18 protein-coding genes are annotated in these 20,221 nt (G+C 42.7%); 8 read left to right on the top strand and 10 right to left on the bottom strand.

Going from position 1 to position 20,221, the window contains the following annotated elements; genetic code table 11:
- Nucleotides 1-153: 153 nt before the first annotated feature.
- Both BLS28_RS04080 and BLS28_RS04075 read left to right on the top strand, forming a co-directional pair.
- Nucleotides 154-732 carry a thermonuclease family protein gene (locus BLS28_RS04080; protein WP_091163029.1) on the top strand — a complete coding sequence of 193 codons (579 nt, stop codon included), beginning with the start codon at nucleotides 154-156 and terminating at the stop codon, nucleotides 730-732.
- Between the two features lie 33 nt (nucleotides 733-765).
- On the top strand, nucleotides 766-3,201 hold the full coding sequence (locus BLS28_RS04075; protein WP_091163488.1) for a penicillin acylase family protein: 2,436 nt from the start codon (nucleotides 766-768) through the stop codon (nucleotides 3,199-3,201).
- Here BLS28_RS04075 and BLS28_RS04070 read toward each other — a convergent pair.
- The 3 genes from BLS28_RS04070 to BLS28_RS04060 all read right to left on the bottom strand — a co-directional run bounded on the left by BLS28_RS04070 (nucleotide 3,187) and on the right by BLS28_RS04060 (nucleotide 4,851).
- Nucleotides 3,187-3,390: a hypothetical protein gene (locus BLS28_RS04070; RefSeq protein WP_091163028.1), complete on the bottom strand. Its 204-nt coding sequence runs from the start codon at nucleotides 3,388-3,390 to the stop codon at nucleotides 3,187-3,189. The genes BLS28_RS04075 and BLS28_RS04070 overlap by 15 nt on opposite strands.
- A gap of 210 nt (nucleotides 3,391-3,600) precedes the next feature.
- Entirely contained in the window at nucleotides 3,601-4,278 is a 678-nt protein-coding gene (locus BLS28_RS04065) for a lipid-binding SYLF domain-containing protein (protein WP_176844367.1), read from the bottom strand.
- A 93-nt stretch (nucleotides 4,279-4,371) separates the two neighbouring features.
- Nucleotides 4,372-4,851 carry a DUF1203 domain-containing protein gene (locus BLS28_RS04060; protein WP_091163026.1) on the bottom strand — a complete coding sequence of 160 codons (480 nt, stop codon included), beginning with the start codon at nucleotides 4,849-4,851 and terminating at the stop codon, nucleotides 4,372-4,374.
- 225 nt (nucleotides 4,852-5,076) lie between these two features.
- Here BLS28_RS04060 and BLS28_RS04055 point away from each other — a divergent pair, with 225 nt between their 5' ends.
- Both BLS28_RS04055 and BLS28_RS04050 read left to right on the top strand, forming a co-directional pair.
- Entirely contained in the window at nucleotides 5,077-6,063 is a 987-nt protein-coding gene (locus BLS28_RS04055) for a LuxE/PaaK family acyltransferase (RefSeq protein ID WP_091163025.1), read from the top strand.
- A 122-nt stretch (nucleotides 6,064-6,185) separates the two neighbouring features.
- Complete coding sequence (locus BLS28_RS04050) at nucleotides 6,186-6,899, top strand: PH domain-containing protein (protein WP_091163024.1); 714 nt, start codon at nucleotides 6,186-6,188, stop codon at nucleotides 6,897-6,899.
- Between the two features lie 122 nt (nucleotides 6,900-7,021).
- On the opposite strand, the gene sucC is transcribed toward BLS28_RS04050, so the two are convergent.
- Nucleotides 7,022-8,215, bottom strand: a complete 1,194-nt coding sequence (sucC, locus tag BLS28_RS04045) for an ADP-forming succinate--CoA ligase subunit beta (RefSeq protein WP_090532025.1) — start codon at nucleotides 8,213-8,215, stop codon at nucleotides 7,022-7,024.
- Nucleotides 8,216-8,612: 397 nt separating this feature from the next.
- Between sucC and BLS28_RS04040 the strand changes: the two genes are divergently transcribed.
- From BLS28_RS04040 to BLS28_RS04025, 4 genes are read left to right on the top strand one after another with little or no spacing between them, the layout of a single operon-like run.
- Nucleotides 8,613-9,272 (top strand): ABC transporter ATP-binding protein, encoded by a 660-nt coding sequence (locus tag BLS28_RS04040; RefSeq protein ID WP_091163023.1) that lies wholly within the window; start codon nucleotides 8,613-8,615, stop codon nucleotides 9,270-9,272.
- A gap of 1 nt (nucleotide 9,273) precedes the next feature.
- Complete coding sequence (locus BLS28_RS04035) at nucleotides 9,274-9,573, top strand: hypothetical protein (RefSeq protein ID WP_091163022.1); 300 nt, start codon at nucleotides 9,274-9,276, stop codon at nucleotides 9,571-9,573.
- Nucleotides 9,573-10,181 carry an HAD family hydrolase gene (locus BLS28_RS04030; protein WP_091163021.1) on the top strand — a complete coding sequence of 203 codons (609 nt, stop codon included), beginning with the start codon at nucleotides 9,573-9,575 and terminating at the stop codon, nucleotides 10,179-10,181. The genes BLS28_RS04035 and BLS28_RS04030 overlap by 1 nt, the downstream gene beginning before the upstream one ends.
- Nucleotides 10,182-10,235: 54 nt before the next feature.
- Complete coding sequence (locus BLS28_RS04025) at nucleotides 10,236-11,762, top strand: S41 family peptidase (RefSeq protein WP_091163020.1); 1,527 nt, start codon at nucleotides 10,236-10,238, stop codon at nucleotides 11,760-11,762.
- 201 nt (nucleotides 11,763-11,963) lie between these two features.
- Here BLS28_RS04025 and smc read toward each other — a convergent pair whose 3' ends face one another.
- From smc to BLS28_RS30475, 6 genes are all read right to left on the bottom strand, one after another.
- On the bottom strand, nucleotides 11,964-15,506 hold the full coding sequence (smc, locus tag BLS28_RS04020; protein WP_091163019.1) for a chromosome segregation protein SMC: 3,543 nt from the start codon (nucleotides 15,504-15,506) through the stop codon (nucleotides 11,964-11,966).
- A gap of 224 nt (nucleotides 15,507-15,730) precedes the next feature.
- Entirely contained in the window at nucleotides 15,731-16,516 is a 786-nt protein-coding gene (locus tag BLS28_RS04015; protein WP_091163018.1) for a PhzF family phenazine biosynthesis protein, read from the bottom strand.
- Between the two features lie 210 nt (nucleotides 16,517-16,726).
- Entirely contained in the window at nucleotides 16,727-18,154 is a 1,428-nt protein-coding gene (locus tag BLS28_RS04010; RefSeq protein WP_091163017.1) for an early set domain-containing protein, read from the bottom strand.
- Nucleotides 18,154-19,128 carry an aspartyl protease family protein gene (locus BLS28_RS04005; RefSeq protein WP_091163016.1) on the bottom strand — a complete coding sequence of 325 codons (975 nt, stop codon included), beginning with the start codon at nucleotides 19,126-19,128 and terminating at the stop codon, nucleotides 18,154-18,156. The genes BLS28_RS04010 and BLS28_RS04005 overlap by 1 nt, the downstream gene beginning before the upstream one ends.
- Nucleotides 19,129-19,188: 60 nt before the next feature.
- Complete coding sequence (locus BLS28_RS04000; protein ID WP_176844366.1) at nucleotides 19,189-19,854, bottom strand: ATP-binding cassette domain-containing protein; 666 nt, start codon at nucleotides 19,852-19,854, stop codon at nucleotides 19,189-19,191.
- Complete coding sequence (locus tag BLS28_RS30475) at nucleotides 19,836-20,159, bottom strand: hypothetical protein (RefSeq protein WP_129569333.1); 324 nt, start codon at nucleotides 20,157-20,159, stop codon at nucleotides 19,836-19,838. The genes BLS28_RS04000 and BLS28_RS30475 overlap by 19 nt, the downstream gene beginning before the upstream one ends.
- Nucleotides 20,160-20,221 lie beyond the last annotated feature (62 nt).

The raw sequence follows: 20,221 nt of genomic DNA, 5'->3' as shown, positions 1-20,221 counted from the left end.
ATATGCAAATTTTGAATGCGCAGATTATCTGTTAGATAAGCTCATCAAATCTATCTGCACATCTGAAATCTGCACATCAATAAATTCATCTGCATATTTGCGCATTTGAAATCAGCACATCTATAAATTCATCCAAAATCCGCACATTAATATATGATATTTAAAAAGTACTCTGCCCTCCTCGTCCTTGCATTAATTATAATTGCCGGTTGTAATCCCAATAATACCAAACAACCAGATGCCAGTGTTTATAAAGTTGTGAAGATAAAAGATGGTGATACTTTGGGTTTGCTTACCGGCGATAACCAGCAGATTGCCGTAAGGCTTGCCGAAATTGACTGCCCTGAAAAATCGCAGGCGTTCGGGCAAGCAGCTAAAAAATTCACTTCCGATCTGTGTTTTGGTAAAGAGGTAAAATTAATTGGCAACGAGCATGATCGCTATGGCCGTACTGTTGCGCAGGTGGTACTTATCGATGGCACTAATGTAAATTATGCGCTGGTAAAAAACGGCTACGCCTGGCAGTATAAAGCCTATTCCAAAAACACCGAACTGGCTGCTCTGGAACAACAGGCCCGCGAAGATAAACTTGGTTTATGGCAGGATGCCAACCCTACCCCACCCTGGGATTTTCGCCGGGAAAAGAAACAACCTAAGACAGACTCACTTCAAACTCCCAAACCTAAAAAACATTACCGCAAGCGTAAGCCAAGACTTGAATATGCAGCCTAAATGGTTAACTTTAGGGGCATCATCATCCAAGCAATGAAATTTACCAAAGCATTCATATCTATCTTTTTCACATTACTGCTCATTTGGGCACTGCAAACTAAAATAAGCCTCGTTCCACCATTAGGAAAATTCCTGAGCCCGGCCGATGGCTTTTGGCAAAATGCCGAAAGCAAGCACATTTTGCCAGCACTCAACCTGAAACTGAATGGCTTACAGGATAAGGTTACCATTAAATTTGATGAGAATCATATCCCGCACATTTTCGCACAGAACGAGCACGACCTGTACTTTGCCCAGGGATACATGACCGCAACCGACCGCCTTTGGCAAATGGATATCCAAACCCGGCAGGCAGCAGGCAGGCTGGCTGAAGTTATTGGCCCCAAAGTGCTGGATATTGATCGCTATCACCGCCGCATGGGAATGGTTTACGGCGCCGAAAAAACAATAAAGGCAATGATGGCCGATCCAGTAGAGCGCAACATGATCCTGGCGTATACCGATGGCATCAACAGTTATATCCATCAGCTAAGCCCGAGGAGTTACCCCATAGAGTTTAAACTGCTTAACTATGCCCCCGAAGACTGGAAACCTATCAACTGCGCCTTTTTGCTTAAGCTGATGTCGGAAACATTGGCCGGCGGCTCAAACGAATTTGCAATGACCAATATTCTGCGCAAATTTGGCCCGGCCTCTACAAATGATCTTTTTCCCGATTATCCTATGCACGAAGATCCTATCATACCTACAGGCACAAAATGGGATTATTTTAAAACATTGCCCATTCCCAAACCATCCGCTAATTTTTTAGCCGGCATGGCAGATAGTACAAATACTAAACCCCGTGTTGAAGGTATCGGCAGCAATAACTGGGCGGTAGCGGGCAGTAAAACAGCAAGCGGGTATCCTATTTTAGCTAATGACCCGCATCTTAACCTCACACTACCTTCTATCTGGTACCAGGTACAGCTTTCGGCGCCGGGTATGAATGTTTATGGTGTATCACTACCAGGTGCGCCCTGTGTTATTTTAGGTTTTAACAATAACATTAGCTGGGGTATTACCAATGTTGATGCCGACGTATTGGACTGGTACCAGGAAAAATTCAGGGATACCAAAATGGAGGAATACTGGTACAACAACAAATGGAATAAAACTACCCGCCGTGTTGAAAAAATTGAAGTACTTGGTCAAAAACCGGTTTATGATACAGTAGTTTATACGCACCATGGCCCGGTTGTGTATCAAAACAATGCTCAAAAAGCCGATGGCCCTGATTTTGTTCCGGTTGGACACTCTTTAAGGTGGATAGCACACGAACAATCCAATGAACTGATGGCTATGTACCTGCTTAATACAGGCAAAAACTATGACGATTACCGCAAGGCGCTTACCTTTTTCAGCGCCCCTGCTTCAAATTTTGTTTTTGCCAGTAAAGACGATATCGCCATAACCCCAAACGGTAAATACCCGCTTAAATACAAAGACCAGGGGAAATTTATTTTAGATGGAACCGACCCGGCTGACGACTGGCATGGCTGGGTACCATTTGGGCAGGACCCCACCATTAAAAATCCGGCTCGTGGGTTTGTAAGCTCGGCCAATCAATCATCAACAGATCCTTCTTATCCTTATTATATCAATTGGTCATTTGCGCCCTATGAACGCGGTAAACGCATTAATGACAGACTTGCCGTTATGACTAATGCCACCGTTGATAGTATGCGTAAACTCCAAACAGATGTATACAGTATCCGGGCACAGAACATTTTACCAACCATGCTTAAATATATCGACCCAACTAAACTTAATGCTACACAACTTAGCGCTTATGATCAAATCAATATGTGGGACAAAAATTTCGCACCGAATTCAATAGGTGCTACTGTGTTTACCAATTGGTGGTCGCAATTGTACAATGCTGTGTGGGGGGATGATTTTGCAGATAAAACCCTGCAAAACAATTTCCCTTCTGTAGATCGCACAGAAAAGCTACTGCTTAATGAGCCAACTTCCAAATGGTTTGATGACATCCGCACACCAGCAAAGGAAACCGCAGCAGATATCGTTAATAAAGCTTTTGCAGCTGCGGTAAAGGAAATTACCGACAGATGTGGTAAACCCGGAGCAAACTGGCAATGGGGTAAATTTAAAAGAATGGAGATAGCGAGCCTTTCACGTCAACCGGCTTTTGGTTCGGGTAATTTTGAATCGGGTGGCACAGCATCAACAGTTAATGCCCTTCATGACGGGCATGGCCCATCATGGCGTATGGTGGTGCAAATGGGTCCCAAAGTAAAAGGTTACGGTATTTTTCCCGGCGGCGAATCAGGTAATCCCGGCAGTTTTTTCTATAATGATATGTTCAAAACCTGGAACGAGGGAAAGTTAAAAGAACTGCTCTTCATGCAATCGGTAAGTGAACAGTCACCACGCATTAAATCAACTTATACATTAACCGGTAAATAATAACACCATGTTGTTCTTCATCATACTTATACTTTCATTTGCCAGCGGATATTTTTTACCCTGGTGGATAGTCGCAGTCATATCATTTTTAACGGCCCTTTTTATTGGCACAACAGCAAAAAGTTCTTTTTGGCAAGCCTTTATAGCGGTTTTGATGGTATGGATAGTACTGGCTCTCTTTAAAAGCATACCCAATGATCATATCATGGCTACAAGGATAGCCCACTTATTTCATCTGCCTGGCTGGGGTTATATATTAGCTGTAACGGGCATTTTAGGAGGCTTAGTGGGTGGGATGTCGGCACTGTCCGGACTACTGCTTAAACGGGCATTTCAAAAGCATTAAAACAAAAATACCCGGAATTTAGCCGGGTATTTTTGTTTATCAGCGCATTGTTTTTAAAACGCGGCCAATGTTTCTTTTAATGTTTTAACCGCCTCGGTATTGCTGCTTGCCTGCGCAAAAATATCCTGCGAGGTGGCTTTGGCTCCATAATAAGCAGCGTTTGAATCCTTATCGATGCCCAGGTTTGAGCCATTGATGGTTATCCCGGCAAACAAACCACGGCTGCGTGAGTATGAGTAAACCTCGGCCTGCAGCTTATAATCGGTACTTGCAGTCGAACTGCGGCCAACAGGGCCGGCTGCTGCAGAAATATCGCCACCGATAGTAAAATCGCCATTCTTGACTTTGGTTAATACACCTTTATGGCGGAACACCAGCACCAGATCAACGGATTGTACGCCGATTTGTAAGCCAAAGCTACCGCCTGTTAAGGTAACAAATACCGGATCACTCCATTTGCCATTATCCAGTTTCACCATGGCTACGCCTTTACCACGTTTACCGCCAATGCCAAATCCGGCATTGATGAGTTTGGGAATGATAACAATGCCTTCGTATTCTTCCAATAGCTGATGCGGGATGCTTTCCTTCATCTTGGCAAACTCTTTCAACACATTTGACGAATTATGGATGCGTTCTGTCTGCTTGCTGTCATCGGCCGGTTTTGCCGATATCATTACAAAAAAGAGACCTAACAAAACCGGGAGTCTCAAGAATTTTAATGTTTTCATGGGGATAGATGATTAATATTATTAATTATATATTCAATATTTAACTAACCCCCAAAACACGTACTTGTTTTTTAATTTTATGTAATAGGAACGTCAAACACGCTCAATTTTGCATATAAAACAACATGCCTGGGCATTTCTGGCATGCAAATATTCAACATTGTCATTTTCGGCAAATATTTCGCTGATCAGTTCATCAACATCGGCATCACCAACAAGCCGGGTTAAAACCATTTGCTGCGCTTTGCTGTAACCTATGAGCGACAACGGGAAACTCTTTTTATTAGCCTTAATCTCCGGCGGGAAACGATAAATATCGCTGTACTCCTCCACATCTTCAGCGTGAATAAAAATAGGTCCCGGCTGGTTATAGGCATTTTCGATTTCAAAAGGCGAGTGCTTTAGCAACAGGCGTTTATCAACATTACGGTCAAAGGGTTTAAGTGAAACCCGGCATGGCCCAAGCCCGGTAGCCAGTTGTTCAACCACTTCGCCTCCAAAATCGTCGGTCATGGTTGTCCTTATTTTTTTGGCGAATGATTTTGATAGCGGTACAATTTTAAATGTGTTCATGATTATTGTTTTTAGATAGATCAAAGTTCGCGCGATAAACAAAGCGTTTCAACCCGAAACTTGCGGAGTTTCTGAACCGGGATTTATAGGATTTAAGGATTACCCGGATGCCAATAAATAGTTTGAAAGCAAATCCGTTGATCCCAAAAATCGGGTTAATCCCGGTTCAGATAATCTGCACATCTGAAATCCGCACATCTGCACATTTCCTTATCTTTGCCCTCAATGGACAAACCAGGTAAACAGGAAATATTTTCTATCAGCACCGAAGAGCAATTTAACGACGCTGCCTTGCAGGTTTTCAACTACCAGGCACAGCATAACCCGGTTTACAGCCAGTTTATTGAAGGATTGAAAATTGATCCATCATCAATTACATCTTACAGCCAGATCCCATTTTTACCTATTGAGTTTTTTAAGTCACATACTATATTAAGTACCGATGCGCCCGTTGAGGTAACCTTTACGAGTTCAGGTACTACTGGGATGATCACCAGCAGTCACCGGGTTACCGATAAAACCTGGTATGAGGAAAGCTTTCGGCGTGCCTTCAATATTTTTTATGGTGATATCAGGGATTTTACTGTACTGGCTCTGCTCCCGTCCTACCTGGAGCGCGAAGGTTCATCCCTCATTTACATGGTTGATGATCTCATTAAACAATCAAATCATCCGGATAGCGGTTTCTTTTTGTACAATCATGACGAGCTGTTTCATCAACTTAAAAAACAGCAGGATGCCGCGAAACCTACGCTTTTAATTGGCGTAACTTTCGGCCTTCTCGATTTTATTGAAAACCACCAGGTCAACTTTCCCGAGCTTGTTGTAATGGAAACCGGCGGGATGAAAGGCCGCCGTAAGGAAATGATTCGCGAGGAGCTGCACGCCATTTTAGGCAAAGGCTTTGGTGTAAAGCAGATCCACTCGGAATATGGAATGACGGAGCTGCTGTCACAAGCTTACTCCAAAGGCGACGGCATTTTCAATTGCCCGCCATGGATGAAGATCATCATCCGGGATACTAACGATCCGCTCAGTACGTTACAAACTGGTAAAACAGGCGGCATCAGCGTTATTGACCTGGCCAATATCAATTCCTGCGCGTTTATTGCTACGCAGGATTTGGGCAGGATTTACCCTGATGGCTCTTTTGAAGTATTGGGCCGGTTTGACCAGTCAGACATCCGCGGATGTAATTTGTTGATTGCTTAATACCATTTGAGAATCAAGACGTCAGGAATAACGTTTCAGGAAAACTTGATTCTTAACATTTGATTCTTGACTCTTTAACAGGTATAATTGTTATTTTTGCGCGCATCATAAATGCTAAAAATATGATTGAGAAATTTTTAAACGAGGAACAGGACCCTAAAACAGTTGAAAAGGTTTATTCACGCCTTGTGGATCTGCTTTCTTCAGGCGAAGAGGTTATCTACATTGCCGTTCAGAAAAAGCCGCTGGTAAACCTTTTTCCTGATTGTATAGCTATTACCAACAAACGTGTATTGTTTTTTACCCCGGCCAACCTGGGGCTATCTATCAAGTTTGTTGATTTTGTTTGGAAAGATATCGTTGACGTATATACCAAGGAAGAAATTATCGGCTCCATTTTCAGCGTAAAAACCACCGGTGGCGCCGAAATGGCTGTTGATTACCTGCCTAAAGTTCAGGGCCGTAAATTATACCAGTATGCCCAGGAACGTAAGGAAGTTGAGCGTGAAGCCCGCCGTCAGCGCGACCTGGAACAAAAACGTGCCGAATCAGGTGCTATCCAGCTGGAAAATTCGCCTGCCCGCGCTTTTGTAGCACCGGCATCTCCGCAACCCTTTTCTCAACAAAATGGGTACACAGCACCTGCCGCACCTGCAACGCCGCCTGCACTAGTTGCTGTCCCTGCTCCTGTTGTACAGGAAACACCTCCGCCTGCATCACCAAAGCCTGATGAGCTTACCGAAAAACTAAAAAAACTAAAAACCCTGTTTGATAATGGCCTTATTTCGCAGGAAGAATATAACGCCAAAAAACTTGACCTCTTGAGTGACTTATAGTCTTTTAGGGGACATGGTACCCTTATAAAAAAAGGAGGCCGTATCAATGTGATATAGCCTCCTTTTTTATCTACAGGCTGGCAATTAATCTCTAATCATCAGCCTCTTATCTCTAAAAAGAATTAAAGCGCCAAAACTTCTTTAACACGATCGGCAGCTTCTTTCAGCAATATTGCCGAGTAAACTTTCAAACCTGAGTTATCGATCAGTTCTTTTGCTTCGGCAGCGTTTGTGCCCTGTAAACGAACAATAATTGGCACCGGGATATTACCGATCTCTTTGTAAGCATCAATTACACCTTGCGCAACACGGTCGCAGCGAACAATACCACCGAAGATGTTGATCAGAATGGCTTTTACGTTAGGATCTGAAAGGATGATATTGAAACCAGCTTTTACAGTTTGCGCGTTGGCCGTACCGCCTACGTCAAGGAAGTTGGCAGGCTCGCCCCCGGCAATTTTAATGATGTCCATAGTAGCCATAGCTAAGCCGGCGCCATTAACCATACAGCCTACGTTACCATCAAGCTTAACATAGTTAAGGTTTGATTTGCTGGCTTCAACCTCGGTTGGATCTTCCTCATCGGTATCACGCATTGCAGCGTAATCCGGATGACGGTAAAGCGCGTTATCGTCAAGGTTTACCTTAGCGTCAACAGCTAAAATTTTATTATCAGAGGTTTTTAAAACCGGGTTAATTTCAAATTGCGATGAGTCGGTACCTTCATAGGCTTTGTATAAAGCAGCAATGAATTTGGTCATGTCTTTAAATGCTTCGCCTTCAAGGCCAAGGTTAAAGGCTATTTTACGGGTCTGGAAGCCCTGTAAACCAACTTTAGGGTCAATCTCTTCTTTAAATATAAGCTCAGGGGTTGAGTGTGCAACTTCCTCAATATCCATACCGCCTTCGGTGCTGTACATAATAATGTTGCGGCCACGGGCGCGGTCAAGCAATACGCTCATGTAAAACTCTTTGGTTTCACTTTCGCCCGGATAGTAAACATCCTGTGCAACTAAAACTTTCTTAACTTTTTTACCTTCAGGACCAGTTTGCGGAGTTACCAATTGCATACCTAAAATATTGCCGGTATGTTCTTTTACCTGGTCGATGTTTTTGGCAAGCTTAACGCCGCCGCCTTTACCACGGCCACCTGCGTGGATCTGTGCTTTGATCACTACCCAGCTTGAGCCCAGGTCTTCTTTCAATTTTTGGGCAGCCTCAACAGCCTGCTCAACAGTATCGGCTACAATGCCTTCCTGAACTCTAACGCCATAGCTTTTTAATATAGCTTTACCCTGATATTCGTGAATATTCATGTTTTGAAGAATTTGCGGTAAAGCTACAATTTTGTTTGAAACGGTAAACACCTTGTTTCAGTTTATTTGCCCTTATCGGGGTAAATAACATTGTATTTACAAAGGATACAAAGTACAAGAAACATAGGGAATTGAATATTAAGCAAACTAAGGCGCAACGCCGCAAAGAAAAAATGGTACAATTTGTTTTCAGTTGAGAGCCTGCTTAAATCATCTCATACAGCTCTTTGCCAGAATCAGGATTTACAGGATTTTAAGATTAATAGAATGTTCGTCAAATCAGAAAAATCGGGTGTCAACATAATCAAGAATCATCAACGGTAAAAATCGGTGAAATCATAAATCAATCAGTGTAATCCCAACAAAATAAATCCAGCTAATCCGTTAACTTTGCCAAATGCTTAAAGCCAGATCTATCCATAAATCATACGGACAGTTACAAATATTAAAGGGCGTTGACCTTGAGGTACAAAAGGGTGAAATCGTAACCATCGTTGGTGCTTCAGGTGCCGGAAAAAGCTCGTTACTTAACATATTAGGTACCCTTGACCGGCCAGATTCGGGCACTTTAACCATTAATGATATTGAACTAAACAAACTAAACAATAAACAACTAAGCGATTTCCGGAACCGGCAGATTGGTTTTATATTCCAGTTTCATCATCTACTGGCCGAGTTCAGCGCTCTTGAAAACGTTTGCATCCCGGCCTTTATAGCAGGAAAATCAAAATCTGAAGCAGAAAAAAAAGCGGCCGGGTTGCTTGACCTTTTGGGTTTGAAAGACAGGTTGCACCATAAACCTAACCAGCTATCTGGCGGCGAGCAACAACGGGTAGCTGTGGCACGTGCGTTAATCAACAATCCAGCACTTATTTTTGCCGATGAACCTTCAGGCAACCTTGATTCGGTCAACGCGCTCGAGCTTCATGAATTATTTATTAAGCTTAAAAATGATTTCAGGCAAACCTTTGTTATTGTTACTCATAATGAAGATCTTGCAAACCTGTCAGACCGCACAGTTACAATGAGGGATGGTTTAATTGTTAACGCCCATTAACATGAGCATTTTAATTACCGCCGCCACGTCGGCGCAAGCCTACCAGCTCAAAAACAAACTGGAAGGAAAAAATATTATTTTGGGTGATCATATGGACCTGCCTGATTTTATGATAAAAACCGGCAAAATGATATTGTTGCCCAATCCAGCTTCGGCAAGTTATACACATGAAATGCTAACGCTTTGCCTGGATAAAAGCATCGATTCGGTTTATTTATTAAGGCCTGATGAAACAATACTCTTGCTAAAGGCCGAAACCCTTTTTAATGAATACGATATAAACCTACACGTAATTGCTTAATGGACTATAAGGATATTGATAAACGTAAAACAGCTTTTATTTTTGAGTTAGATAATGTGCTTTATCCGGCAAAGGATTATTACTTTCAGGCTTATTACCTGTTTGCAAACATGCTTGAATATATTGAGCTGATAGATGCAAAGGCCGCAACCAAAGTATTAACTGATACGTATATAGCTGAAGGGAAGGATGCCGCATTTAACCGTTTGACGGAGCAGTTCCCGGTGGCCGAACAATACCGCGATAAATTTGAGAACCTGCTTTTAACTGCCAAATTACCGCTAAAACTGCTTTTATATCAAAATATACTTACCTTAATGCAGGATATTGTGGTCGACCGCAAAAAATTGTTTATTGTAACTAACGGCAATGTTCAGGAACAGGTAAATAAAATTAAACAAACCGAATGGCACGGGCTGGAAAAATATCTCCGCTGCTATTTTACCGAAGAAACCGTACCAAAACCCGAACCAGATGTAATTAACCTGCTTATTCAGGAACATGGCCTCCAGCGTAAAGAAATAGTGATGATTGAAAATTCGGAAACAGATAAGCTTTGTGCCGAAGCCAGCGGCATTGACTGTATCAGTGTTGAAGACTTTTTATAGTATTACCTATAACATACTTACTAACAAGGCGTTTTAATACTTAAACTCAAGTGTATGAGAAAAATATTTTACTTTTTAGCCCTTATTTCCGTTGCATCGATATCTGCCTGTAAAAAAAATAAACCTATTAATAACGGCGATGATGGTACTACCGGCCCGCCAAGCACCGGTACCGCCCTTGATCGTATAAGAGATTCTGTTTTTTTATATCCACAGGAAACCTATTTGTGGTACAACCAGCTTCCAACCTATAAAAACTTTCAGCCCCGTAACTATGTCAGTACTGATACTATTACCGGGTTAAGCAGCGAGGTTGACCATTTATCACAATATGCCGTAAATCCGGCAAGCTCTCAACCGTACGAATATTACGATAATACCGGCACGGCTAAGTATTCGTTTATTGATGACGGCTCGGTATCGAACGAATTGAGCGGTAATGGCGGCGACTTCGGTTTTTCGGTATTCTACCCTACGCGTTCGGATCTGAGGATCAAATATGTATACCCTGGTTCACCTGCTGATAAAGTAGGTATTAAACGCGGGTATCAGATCACCAAAATAAATGGGCGTACCGACCTTGCTTACGATGACGGAGGTTCGACTACCCAGTTTGTAATACAAGCCTATGCATACAGCAAAACTATCAGCATGACATTGGCCAGACCGGATAATACTACCGTTGATGTAACGCTTAATACTGCTAACTATACCATAAACCCTGTTATTACTTATAAAACACTGGACGCCGGCTCGGGCAAAAAAGCAGGCTACATGGTTTTTAATTCTTTTACTGATAAAACCAATGCCGGTCCTAAAATATTAGAGGCCTTAAACAGCTTCACTGGTATTTCCGATTTGATCGTTGATTTAAGGTATAACGGTGGCGGATCCGTAGAAACTGCAGAATACCTTGACAACCTTTTAGTACCATCGGCTAAGAACGGCACTAAGATGTATACAGCTTATTTTAATGATAAGCTTACAAACGATAACTATACCTTGTTTAAAAACCTTTACGAAATACCCAAAGGATTTTTTTCGGTAAGCAACCAAACTGTTAATTTCCAAAAACAAGGGTCACTTAATTTAAGCCGGATATTCTTTATAGTTGGTAGCGGTACTGCCTCAGCAAGTGAGTTAACCATTAATAACCTGATCCCTGAACTGGATGTTGAATTGATCGGCTCTGTCACCTATGGCAAGCCTGTTGGTTTTTATGGTATTGATATCAATAAATACCAATTGTATATGCCAATGTTCTCCACAAGAAATTCGGCAAACAATGGCGATTATTATACCGGTATGACACCAGGACAAGGCATTTATAAAGGTGTTAGCGCTGTCGACGATCTGACCAAAGATTTCGGCGACCCTACCGAAGGTTTATTAGCACAGGCTTTGAGCTATATCTCTACCGGCAAGTATAAAACCGGTTCAGTAACAACCCAAAGCCTGGCTACCTCTTCAAAAAACGTACTTTCGGCCGATCAGAAACGTGCGATGGAACAGAGATTCACCCGCAGCAAAGTAAAAGGTTTGATGCTTAAAACACCATCGGTGTTTAAAAAGAAGAAATAAAATTTTTCCGTATCATTTAAGGCGGAGGGCTAAAAAGCTTTTCGCCTTTTTTATTATGCTAAAGCTTGCCGTTGTTGGTGTTGTCACCAACAACTTTATGCTATGCGTATCGGCTTTAGTGGTTAATAAAATTATACAGGTATAACAAGTTGTTGGTGGCAACGGCGCGAGCTTTTAGCTTTCCGCCTTAGGCTTTAAGCTCTAATCAGCCAGCTCTCTTAAATCAACGGGAACAACGCGGGAAATCCCCTGCTCAACCATGGTTACGCCGTAAATAACATCTGTACTTGCAATAGTTCGTTTGTTGTGGGATACAATGATGAATTGAGAGTCTTTGGAGAAGGTACGGATAATGTTATTGAACTTATCAATATTGGTATCATCAAGCGGCGCGTCAACCTCATCAAAAATACAGAAAGGTGCAGGCTTAAGCAGGTACAGCGAAAAAAGTATAGCGGTTGCCGTAAGGGTTTTTTCCCCTCCCGATAGTTGGTTGATGGATAATGGTCGTTTACCTTTTGGCTTCGCGATGATATCGATATCTGACTCGAGCGGATGATCAGGATCAGTCAGGATCAGATCGCATGAATCCTCTTCATTAAACAGCGAGCGGAATACTTTAATAAAGTTTTCGCGCACCATAATAAACGCGGTCATGAACTTATCTTTCGCGGTATCATCAATCTCCTGTATGGTAGCCAGCAATGATGCTTTGGCTTCACTCAGGTCTTTCTTTTGCGCCTGGATAAAAGTATAACGCTCGTTCATTTCGTTATAAGCCTCTACCGCCATCGGATTTATGGCGCCAAAATCATCCAGCTGTTTTTTTAGCTTTTCGGCTTTCTCGCGCAGGTCCTGCTCATTTTCACCTTCGGGTACTTCGCTTTCGGGCAGGTCTTCAATATCTATATTAAACTCAACCGAAAGACGTTCTTTCAGCGCGTTCAGGTCTATCTTTAAATTATTTCGTTCGTCGCGCAGCTCATTCTCAATAACTTCGCTGTTTTCTTTTTTGCGCCTCAATGAGCTTACCTGACTCTCATTTTCGGTGATGAGGCCGCGCCATTGATAGTACTCCTGTTCGGCTTGTTGTGTGGCCTTTTCCAGGTTTTCCTTCTGCTCATACATTTCAAGCAGGTTGTCGTCTGAGTTATCGGCCAGTTTCAGGTTTTCCTGTATAGCAACTTTTACTTTTTCAAGCTCGCTGCTATTTTGCCTTATACGCGTTTCAAGGCTTTCCTGCTGGGTATCACGATAGTCAAGGTCTTTCATCAATCCCGACACCTTGTTTTGCTGCTGATGGAAACGGATATTTTCCTGGTTATAAGCGTTGGATTGTACCGATACGTACTCATTAAGCTCGTTAAAAGCCATCTGCTTATCGGCCAGTAAATCGCTTTGGATCTGGCGTTGAGTTTTTAGCTCGGCCAATTGCGGTTGCAGGGCAGCCATTTCATCTTTGATCCCTGCAATTTTGCGGGCGATATCTTCTTTACGGTTAAGGCTATTTTCAATAAAAGTTTGATATTGCTCCTGGCGGGTTTTTACAGTGATCAACTCGTTATTTAAACGGTTCAGGATCTGTTGCTGTTCATTGATCTCAGCTGCCTTGGTTGACGAACGTAAAGCTGCAAGCTTGTTCTGTAATTCTTCAGACTTCGTACGAAATGAACCCACCTGGTTCTCTATTCCCCGGATCTCTTTAGCCAAATTCTCCAGGTTTTTAGCACGCCCGATCCTTTTACCTTCAAACAAACCCACAGACCCACCGGCCATGGTATGTTTTGATTTATTGAACTTACCGCTCTTGCCGATTAACACAACGCCCTGCGGTAAAGTTTCGCTATTGATCTGGCCTTCTTTATCGTCATCAACCAGGTAAACACCTTTAAGCAGGTAATTACAAAGCGGCAGGTAACGTTTTTCAACCTCAATAACACTCAGTGCCGGGATAGCCCCCTCCTTTTCGAAGCTGATTTGTGCAGGCGATTCATCAGCGTAGTTATTCAGCACAAAGAAATTTGCTCTGCCCTTTGCCGAATTGCTCAACAGGCTTATAGCCTTTACAGCATCGTCGTAGCTTTCAACCACGTAATAGTTCATGAGCGGTTCAAGGTAGTTTTCAATGGCTACACGAAACTCCTCCTTACAAAAAAGCACATCGCTAAACAAAGGTGCATTTTTAGCCCAATCGGCATTCTTTTTCAGGAACCTGATTGACTCCGGGAAGCCCTCCAAACTGTCAACCATACTTTTGGTAAGGTTGTATTCGTTTTGTTTGGCATCCAGCCTGCGGCTTTCTTTTATAATGGTATCCTTAACCGAGTTCAACTCAACATCGGTTTCGGCAATTTGTTCTTTTAATTTATTTTCAAACTCAACAGCCTGCTGAAATTCATCGTCGAGTGTTTCCTTGCGGTATTGCAGCTCGGCAACCACCTGGTTAAAGTGCGAAAGCTCCACCTCTTTATTGGTGGTATCTTCCATATTACGCTGGCTTTCCTGCTCCAAAGCCTGTTGCTGAATTTGTAATATATCCAGGTCCTTTTCAGCCTTGTAAGCCTGGTTTTGCAGGCGGGTATTGATATTATTAAGTTCGTTTAGCTCATTACGTGCTTCGGTTTGCTGGGCGCGCAATTCGTCAACAGCCTCCTTTAAATCAGTTACCCTGCTTTGAATAGCTTGCAGGGTTTCATCTTCAGTAGCCTTTTCCTCGTTTAGGCGTTTAATGTTGTATAATACGTGGTTCAGCTGGTTTTTGTCCCGTTCTAACTCTTCAGTCAGACGCGATTCCTTATCTTGTTGAAACTTCAACTGTTCATTCTTGATCTTCTTTTCGCTTTCGTAAGCGCGGATCTTGGAAACAAACTCGTTGGTTGTTTTTTGCTGAACAGAGAGGTTTTTTTCTTTGGTGATGCTATCCAGCTTTTGTTGCTGTAAAGTCGCTTCCAAAGTATCAATCTGGGCTACGATATCGCCCTTCTCGGCCTTATGCTTTAGCTCCTGCTCCTCTATCTTTTTTAATGATTCGCTGAAAGCCACGATCCTGAACGAAGCCAGCATAATGCTCAATGTTTTATACTGCTCCTTGAGACGATAGTATCGTTCAGTTTTCTTCGCCTGGTTCTCCAGCGATTTCAGGTTCTTCTCAATCTCAAACAGCAGGTCATCAACACGGGCCAAATCGGCCTCTGTCTCTTTCAGCTTACTGAAAGTTTGCTTTTTGCGGAGCTTGTATTTAGAGATGCCCGATGCTTCCTCAAACAGGTTACGGCGTGAGCCCTCCTTATTGGTGATGATCTCGTCGATCATCCGGAGCTCGATGATAGAATAGGAGTCGGAGCCGATACCCGTATCCAAAAAAAGATCGGTAATATCCTTTAAACGGCACTGTACATCGTTAAGTCGGTATTCGCTTTCGCCCGTGCGGTAAAGCTTACGAGTAAGCGTTACCTGCGAATAATCGGTTGGCAGTACGTTTTTTGTATTATCAAAAGTGAGGGAAACTTCGGCAAGGTTAGCCGATTTACGGCTTTTGGTACCGTTAAAAATAACGTTATCCATTTTCTCCGAACGGAGCATCCGGGTGCTTTGCTCACCCAAAACCCAACGGATACTGTCAACAACATTTGACTTACCGCAACCGTTAGGGCCTACAATAGCGGTAACACCCTCATTAAAATTGATGGTTATTTTATCGCCGAAACTCTTGAAGCCTTTGATTTCTAAACGGGTAAGCTGCATTTAATTTATTAAGTACCTTGCAAAGTCCAAACCTCCAAAGTAATTATAAATAATTGAGTTTTGAAAGTATATTTTGATTTGAGGTGAAAGGAAAAAGGCTAAAGGTGAAAGGTTGATGTAGTTAATCATTTCGAGCGCAGCGCGGCAATCGCTTGCTTTACAGAGCAGCTATGCTTCTGTGCAATTACTTCGTCGTTCCTCCCTGCAATAACATGAGGAAGAAATCAAACCCTGATCTCCCCCTTCAGATAAGTAACCGCTTTACCGCTCATCAATACCCTATCACCTTTAAGCTCGCACCAAAGCTCGCCGCGGCGGGCCGAAAGCTGATAGGCATGGAGGCTATCTTTACCAAGGCGTTTTGCCCAATACGGGATCAGGTTACAATGTGCCGATCCGGTAACCGGGTCTTCGGGGATGCCTGCGCCGGGGGCAAAAAAGCGTGAAACAAAATCAGAGTTATCGCCAGGAGCGGTGGCTATGATCCCTACCGTATCCATTTTTGACATGGCGAAGAAATCGGGCGTAAGCTCCCTGATATCCTGCTCGGTTTCATAAACAATGAAATAATCACGCGAGCGCAAAAATGCTACCGGCTGCTTTTCACCAAGCGCTTCGGCCAATCCGTTTGGAGCCTCAATTGGGATAGGTGGCCTCGACGGAAAATCCATAGTATATTTATCGCCATCGCGCTTTACAATTAGCGTTCCGGCCTTTACGGTTTCAAAATGAATTACATCTCCCTCATATCCCAGCTCCGAAAATAGGATATGAGCAGATGCCAGGGTAGCATGCCCGCAAAGATCTATCTCATACTCGGGCGTAAACCAGCGCAATTTGTAGCCATCCCCGTTTTTCACAAAAAAAGCGGTTTCGGCAAGGTTATTTTCAATGGCTATCATTTGCATGGTAACATCGGGCAACCATTCATTAAGCGGACAAATTGCCGCCGGGTTACCGCCAAAGAGCTTATCGGTAAATGCGTCGGCCTGGTATATGGGGATGGTCATAAAAATATTGTATTTTAGCTAATATAACGAGGTGAGAGTCAAAATGCAAGAATATAAGAATCAAGATTCAAGAATACCAGAATCATGATGCAAGACTGTGAGAATCAAGATACAATACTGCAAGAATCAAGATCTTTATTAATATTTTCCCGCTTCTTAATTCTTTTCTCTTGATCCTGATCTCTTGGTTCTTATCTCTCGATTCTTTTCTCACTCGATCCATAAAACGGAATTACCCGAATTATATTGGTTAGGTTCGTAAAGTTTATTGCCCGGGTCTATCATCCATTTATCATCCACAATAAACTTGTACAGTTGCTTGCCTGGTTTCAGGTAAACACTTACCGTCCACTCTTTACCGTTAAAAGCAAGTGTGTAACCAAAATCATCAAAGTTGTTAAAACTGCCCGCTAAATGAACCTTTTTTGCATTATTGAAACCGCTTAGCTTAAACGTATAATTTGGTTTCACCGAAATATATGAATTAACAACGCCGCCCTCCATCATATTACGAGGGTTTTTGGGGTCGGTGATCCAGTTATCATCCACAACAAACTTATAGCCATAATTGCCCGGCGGAATAATTAAGGACGATGCCCAGCCCGTTTTGGTTTTGGTAAGCGGGATCAGGCCATGTTCCCAATTATTGAAGCTTCCGCCAACGTACACTTTCTTTGCATTGGTATAACCATCAAGCTTAAATACAACCGTTTCGCCAAGGTTCAGCACTGAGTTGGTATATCCATCAGCGCCCTGGATCTTATTAGGATTAGCTGGATCGGTGATCCATTTGCCATCAACCAGGAAACGATACGCCTGTGTGCCTTCGTGCAGGTAAAGCTGTTTTTGCCAGCCTTTGGGACTTTTCTCGAGAACGATATTGTTAGCGTCCCAATCATTAAAACTCGCTGCCAGTGTTATTTTATGGGCATTGGCGTATCCGTTAAGCTTAAAAGTGTAGTTATAACGAAAGTATATTGAATTATCGTCATGATCGCTCACCAGGTTGTTATAACGGTCACTGGTCCAATGGCCATCCACAATAAATTTATATTCATACTTGCCGGGTTTCAGCTTTATGTCGGCAATCCAACCGCTGTCGGTTTTGGCCATGATACCTTTAAGGGTGCTCCAGTTATTAAAGTTACCTGATAACAGTACCCTTTTACTTTGGGCATAACCGGGCAAAAAGAAACGGGTTAATCCAGATGGTAGTTCATGAACGGTGATTTTAGCAAAGTTATTGATGCCGAAGCTAACATCAGCCGGATACCCCGGCGACTCATTATCATTGTTATCTATTTTAGTAGTTATCAGGTAAGGAGTAACTTGCGGGTTCAGGTTAAGGGCCTCAAGCGGCCTGTCGAACTCTATTATATTTCCCTGTTTTTCGGCCATTGTCCAGCCGTCTTTTTTCAGAGCGGTAAAATCTCCCTTCAAAATAGCAGCGGCATTTGCACCTTTTAACCCGGCTTTTTTGAGCAAGCTATCTACCTCCGTTTTAGTCGACCGCATATCAATAAGCAGCCTTAGGTTATCGCCGCCCATAACCAGCTTACCGCGTTTTTGCGCGCTTGCAGACAAAGCCATGCAAACCATCGCAAAAAAAACAATAACTATATAGGCCCCTCTTTTCATTACTGATTATTGTAAATGTACATTTCAAATTCTTTTTTAACAAAGTTGATGGTGAATATGCCCCTTACAAAGAAATCGTAACCCAATACACCATCTATTGTGTAACCATAAGCGTTCCCCATTTTTTCGAGATTGGTGATCAGGATCCGGTTTTTCATATACTTGCGGTCGCCCACAACCAGGTTATCAAAACGGGTATAGATCACCTCGATAGAAGTACCGCCAATCCCCATAATTTTTGAGCGGCTAACTACCTCCATATCGGGCATTAGCTTTTTTGATCTCCTGTAATCGAGCAAACTGGTTTCTGCTGCGCTGTCAAAAGCGAACCAAAGCGAATTATCATTAACAGTGCCCTTCATTAAAATAACATCATTAAGCATGCGGAAAGGGCTTACCATAAACCGGTCGTAAAATACTTTCTCAGCCGGAGGGATATTGCCGTTTTCGTCAAGCTTTTGAATATATAGTGTATTACGGAACAGATCGACTGTAATGGCAAAATCTGAAAATACCCGGGTACCCAGTAATCCCAATATTTTGATCCCTTTACTGTTTTCGATAGAGGACAGATCGGTAACATCGGCCCTGAGCCTTGGATAATGTAGGTCAAGGATGTTAAAATTACGGATATAAGTAGTAAAAGAACTGCCGGCAACGCCGTTGATTCCTGCAGATTCCTGCTCAGCTACGTGTGGCAGATCCCTAAAATAGGTTTCATTTAAAACCAGATACGGCGCGCCGGTATCCAGCACAAAATTACCTTCAAGGGTATCGATCTGGGCTTCAATAACAATCAGGTTACCAGCTCGTTTTATGGGGATGACCAAGGTTTTAAAATCGCCGGTTGGTGAAGGATCCGGGTCTGATTGTACGTTTTTAAAGGTGATGCCATTAATGGTCGTTTTCCCGCTTCCCGCTGCACCCAAACAGCAGAAAGTTAAAAAAGCGATCAATAAGTAAACCCTGAACATGGTATTAAGTATATACCTATCAGACCCTCGTTTTACACTTTAAGTTACACCTCCCGGCATTTAAATAATGTGATTAATATAGCCGTGCCTGATCAGATCATCAGGGCTGTTGATGGCTTTGGTGCTCCCGTCGGTAATTAGTACTATTCTATCGGCCACGTCAAGGATATTATAATACTGATGGTCGGTAACAATGATACCTTTTACCTTAGCGCATTTACGAATGATACCCTTAAACATTTCCGCCTGCACCGGCGAAACATGAGTAAATGGCTCATCGAGCAATATAAAATCTGCCCGGCTGTAAATACACATCAGGGTTTCCAATTGCCTGAGTTCTCCGCCGGATAGCTGGCCGGGCTTTTTGTGATGATGATCCTGGTAAATTGACAATGAGGTAAATTCATCAGTAAATTGAGGGTCGATAATGGTACCAGCAAGGCTTTGGATCTTTATACTTTGCGGCAGATAATTGTGCTGGGGCAAATAAGCTACCCGACCATCGTCATAACCTTTATAAATGTGTTCATCGTCGATGCTTACGTGCTTGTAAGTTGGCTTCAGGCTACCGAAAATAACCCGCAGCAGCGATGACTTGCCACAGCCGTTGCGGCCAAGCAAACCTACCACCTCGCCCTGGCGGCAATCGAGATAAATATCCTGTAAAATTTTGCGTCCATCAAACTCGAGGTGAACGCTGTCGGTTTTTAAAATATACTGACCCAATATTTTACCAGTTTTAAGAGTGATAGCAGTATTCCGTAGGCCAGGGCATCGCACGTAAGGGCGTACAGGTATAACTTGTCGATCCCGTAACCTGCATTACGGAAGTAGAAGAAGGTTTTAGTTGAGTTGTAATTATAATACCGGAAGCCGATAATTAAACCATAACTCATTATTTTAAAAATGTATGATTCTACAATATTAACCTCTCCGCGAAACAAATAGTAGATGCAGATCATGTTGATGGTCATGCACCATAACAACATCGACTTATAAAAATACCAGGTGATTTTTATGGTGTTACGCATTCAGCTAATCATGACAGGTGAGCTAAAATAACGCAGGTTGTGGCTTAAAATTTTCCTCGCAG

Source organism: Mucilaginibacter gossypii (genome assembly GCF_900100945.1).
GTDB lineage: Bacteria > Bacteroidota > Bacteroidia > Sphingobacteriales > Sphingobacteriaceae > Mucilaginibacter > Mucilaginibacter gossypii.
The sequence above is the reverse complement of the archived record's forward strand: the minus strand, read 5'-3'. Positions and strand labels throughout refer to the sequence as shown.

Coding starts and splice junctions, on each gene's coding strand:
- BLS28_RS04010 (WP_091163017.1), bottom strand. CDS start 18,154: ATGAAAAGAGGGGCCTATATAGTTATTGTTTTTTTTGCGATGGTTTGC.
- sucC (WP_090532025.1), bottom strand. CDS start 8,215: ATGAATATTCACGAATATCAGGGTAAAGCTATATTAAAAAGCTATGGC.
- BLS28_RS30475 (WP_129569333.1), bottom strand. CDS start 20,159: ATGCGTAACACCATAAAAATCACCTGGTATTTTTATAAGTCGATGTTG.
- BLS28_RS04015 (WP_091163018.1), bottom strand. CDS start 16,516: ATGACCATCCCCATATACCAGGCCGACGCATTTACCGATAAGCTCTTT.
- BLS28_RS04030 (WP_091163021.1), top strand. CDS start 9,573: ATGGACTATAAGGATATTGATAAACGTAAAACAGCTTTTATTTTTGAG.
- BLS28_RS04065 (WP_176844367.1), bottom strand. CDS start 4,278: ATGAAAACATTAAAATTCTTGAGACTCCCGGTTTTGTTAGGTCTCTTT.
- BLS28_RS04050 (WP_091163024.1), top strand. CDS start 6,186: ATGATTGAGAAATTTTTAAACGAGGAACAGGACCCTAAAACAGTTGAA.
- BLS28_RS04060 (WP_091163026.1), bottom strand. CDS start 4,851: ATGAACACATTTAAAATTGTACCGCTATCAAAATCATTCGCCAAAAAA.
- BLS28_RS04040 (WP_091163023.1), top strand. CDS start 8,613: ATGCTTAAAGCCAGATCTATCCATAAATCATACGGACAGTTACAAATA.
- BLS28_RS04070 (WP_091163028.1), bottom strand. CDS start 3,390: ATGCTTTTAAAGAGAGCCAGTACTATCCATACCATCAAAACCGCTATA.
- BLS28_RS04035 (WP_091163022.1), top strand. CDS start 9,274: ATGAGCATTTTAATTACCGCCGCCACGTCGGCGCAAGCCTACCAGCTC.
- smc (WP_091163019.1), bottom strand. CDS start 15,506: ATGCAGCTTACCCGTTTAGAAATCAAAGGCTTCAAGAGTTTCGGCGAT.
- BLS28_RS04025 (WP_091163020.1), top strand. CDS start 10,236: ATGAGAAAAATATTTTACTTTTTAGCCCTTATTTCCGTTGCATCGATA.
- BLS28_RS04075 (WP_091163488.1), top strand. CDS start 766: ATGAAATTTACCAAAGCATTCATATCTATCTTTTTCACATTACTGCTC.
- BLS28_RS04055 (WP_091163025.1), top strand. CDS start 5,077: ATGGACAAACCAGGTAAACAGGAAATATTTTCTATCAGCACCGAAGAG.
- BLS28_RS04005 (WP_091163016.1), bottom strand. CDS start 19,128: ATGTTCAGGGTTTACTTATTGATCGCTTTTTTAACTTTCTGCTGTTTG.
- BLS28_RS04080 (WP_091163029.1), top strand. CDS start 154: ATGATATTTAAAAAGTACTCTGCCCTCCTCGTCCTTGCATTAATTATA.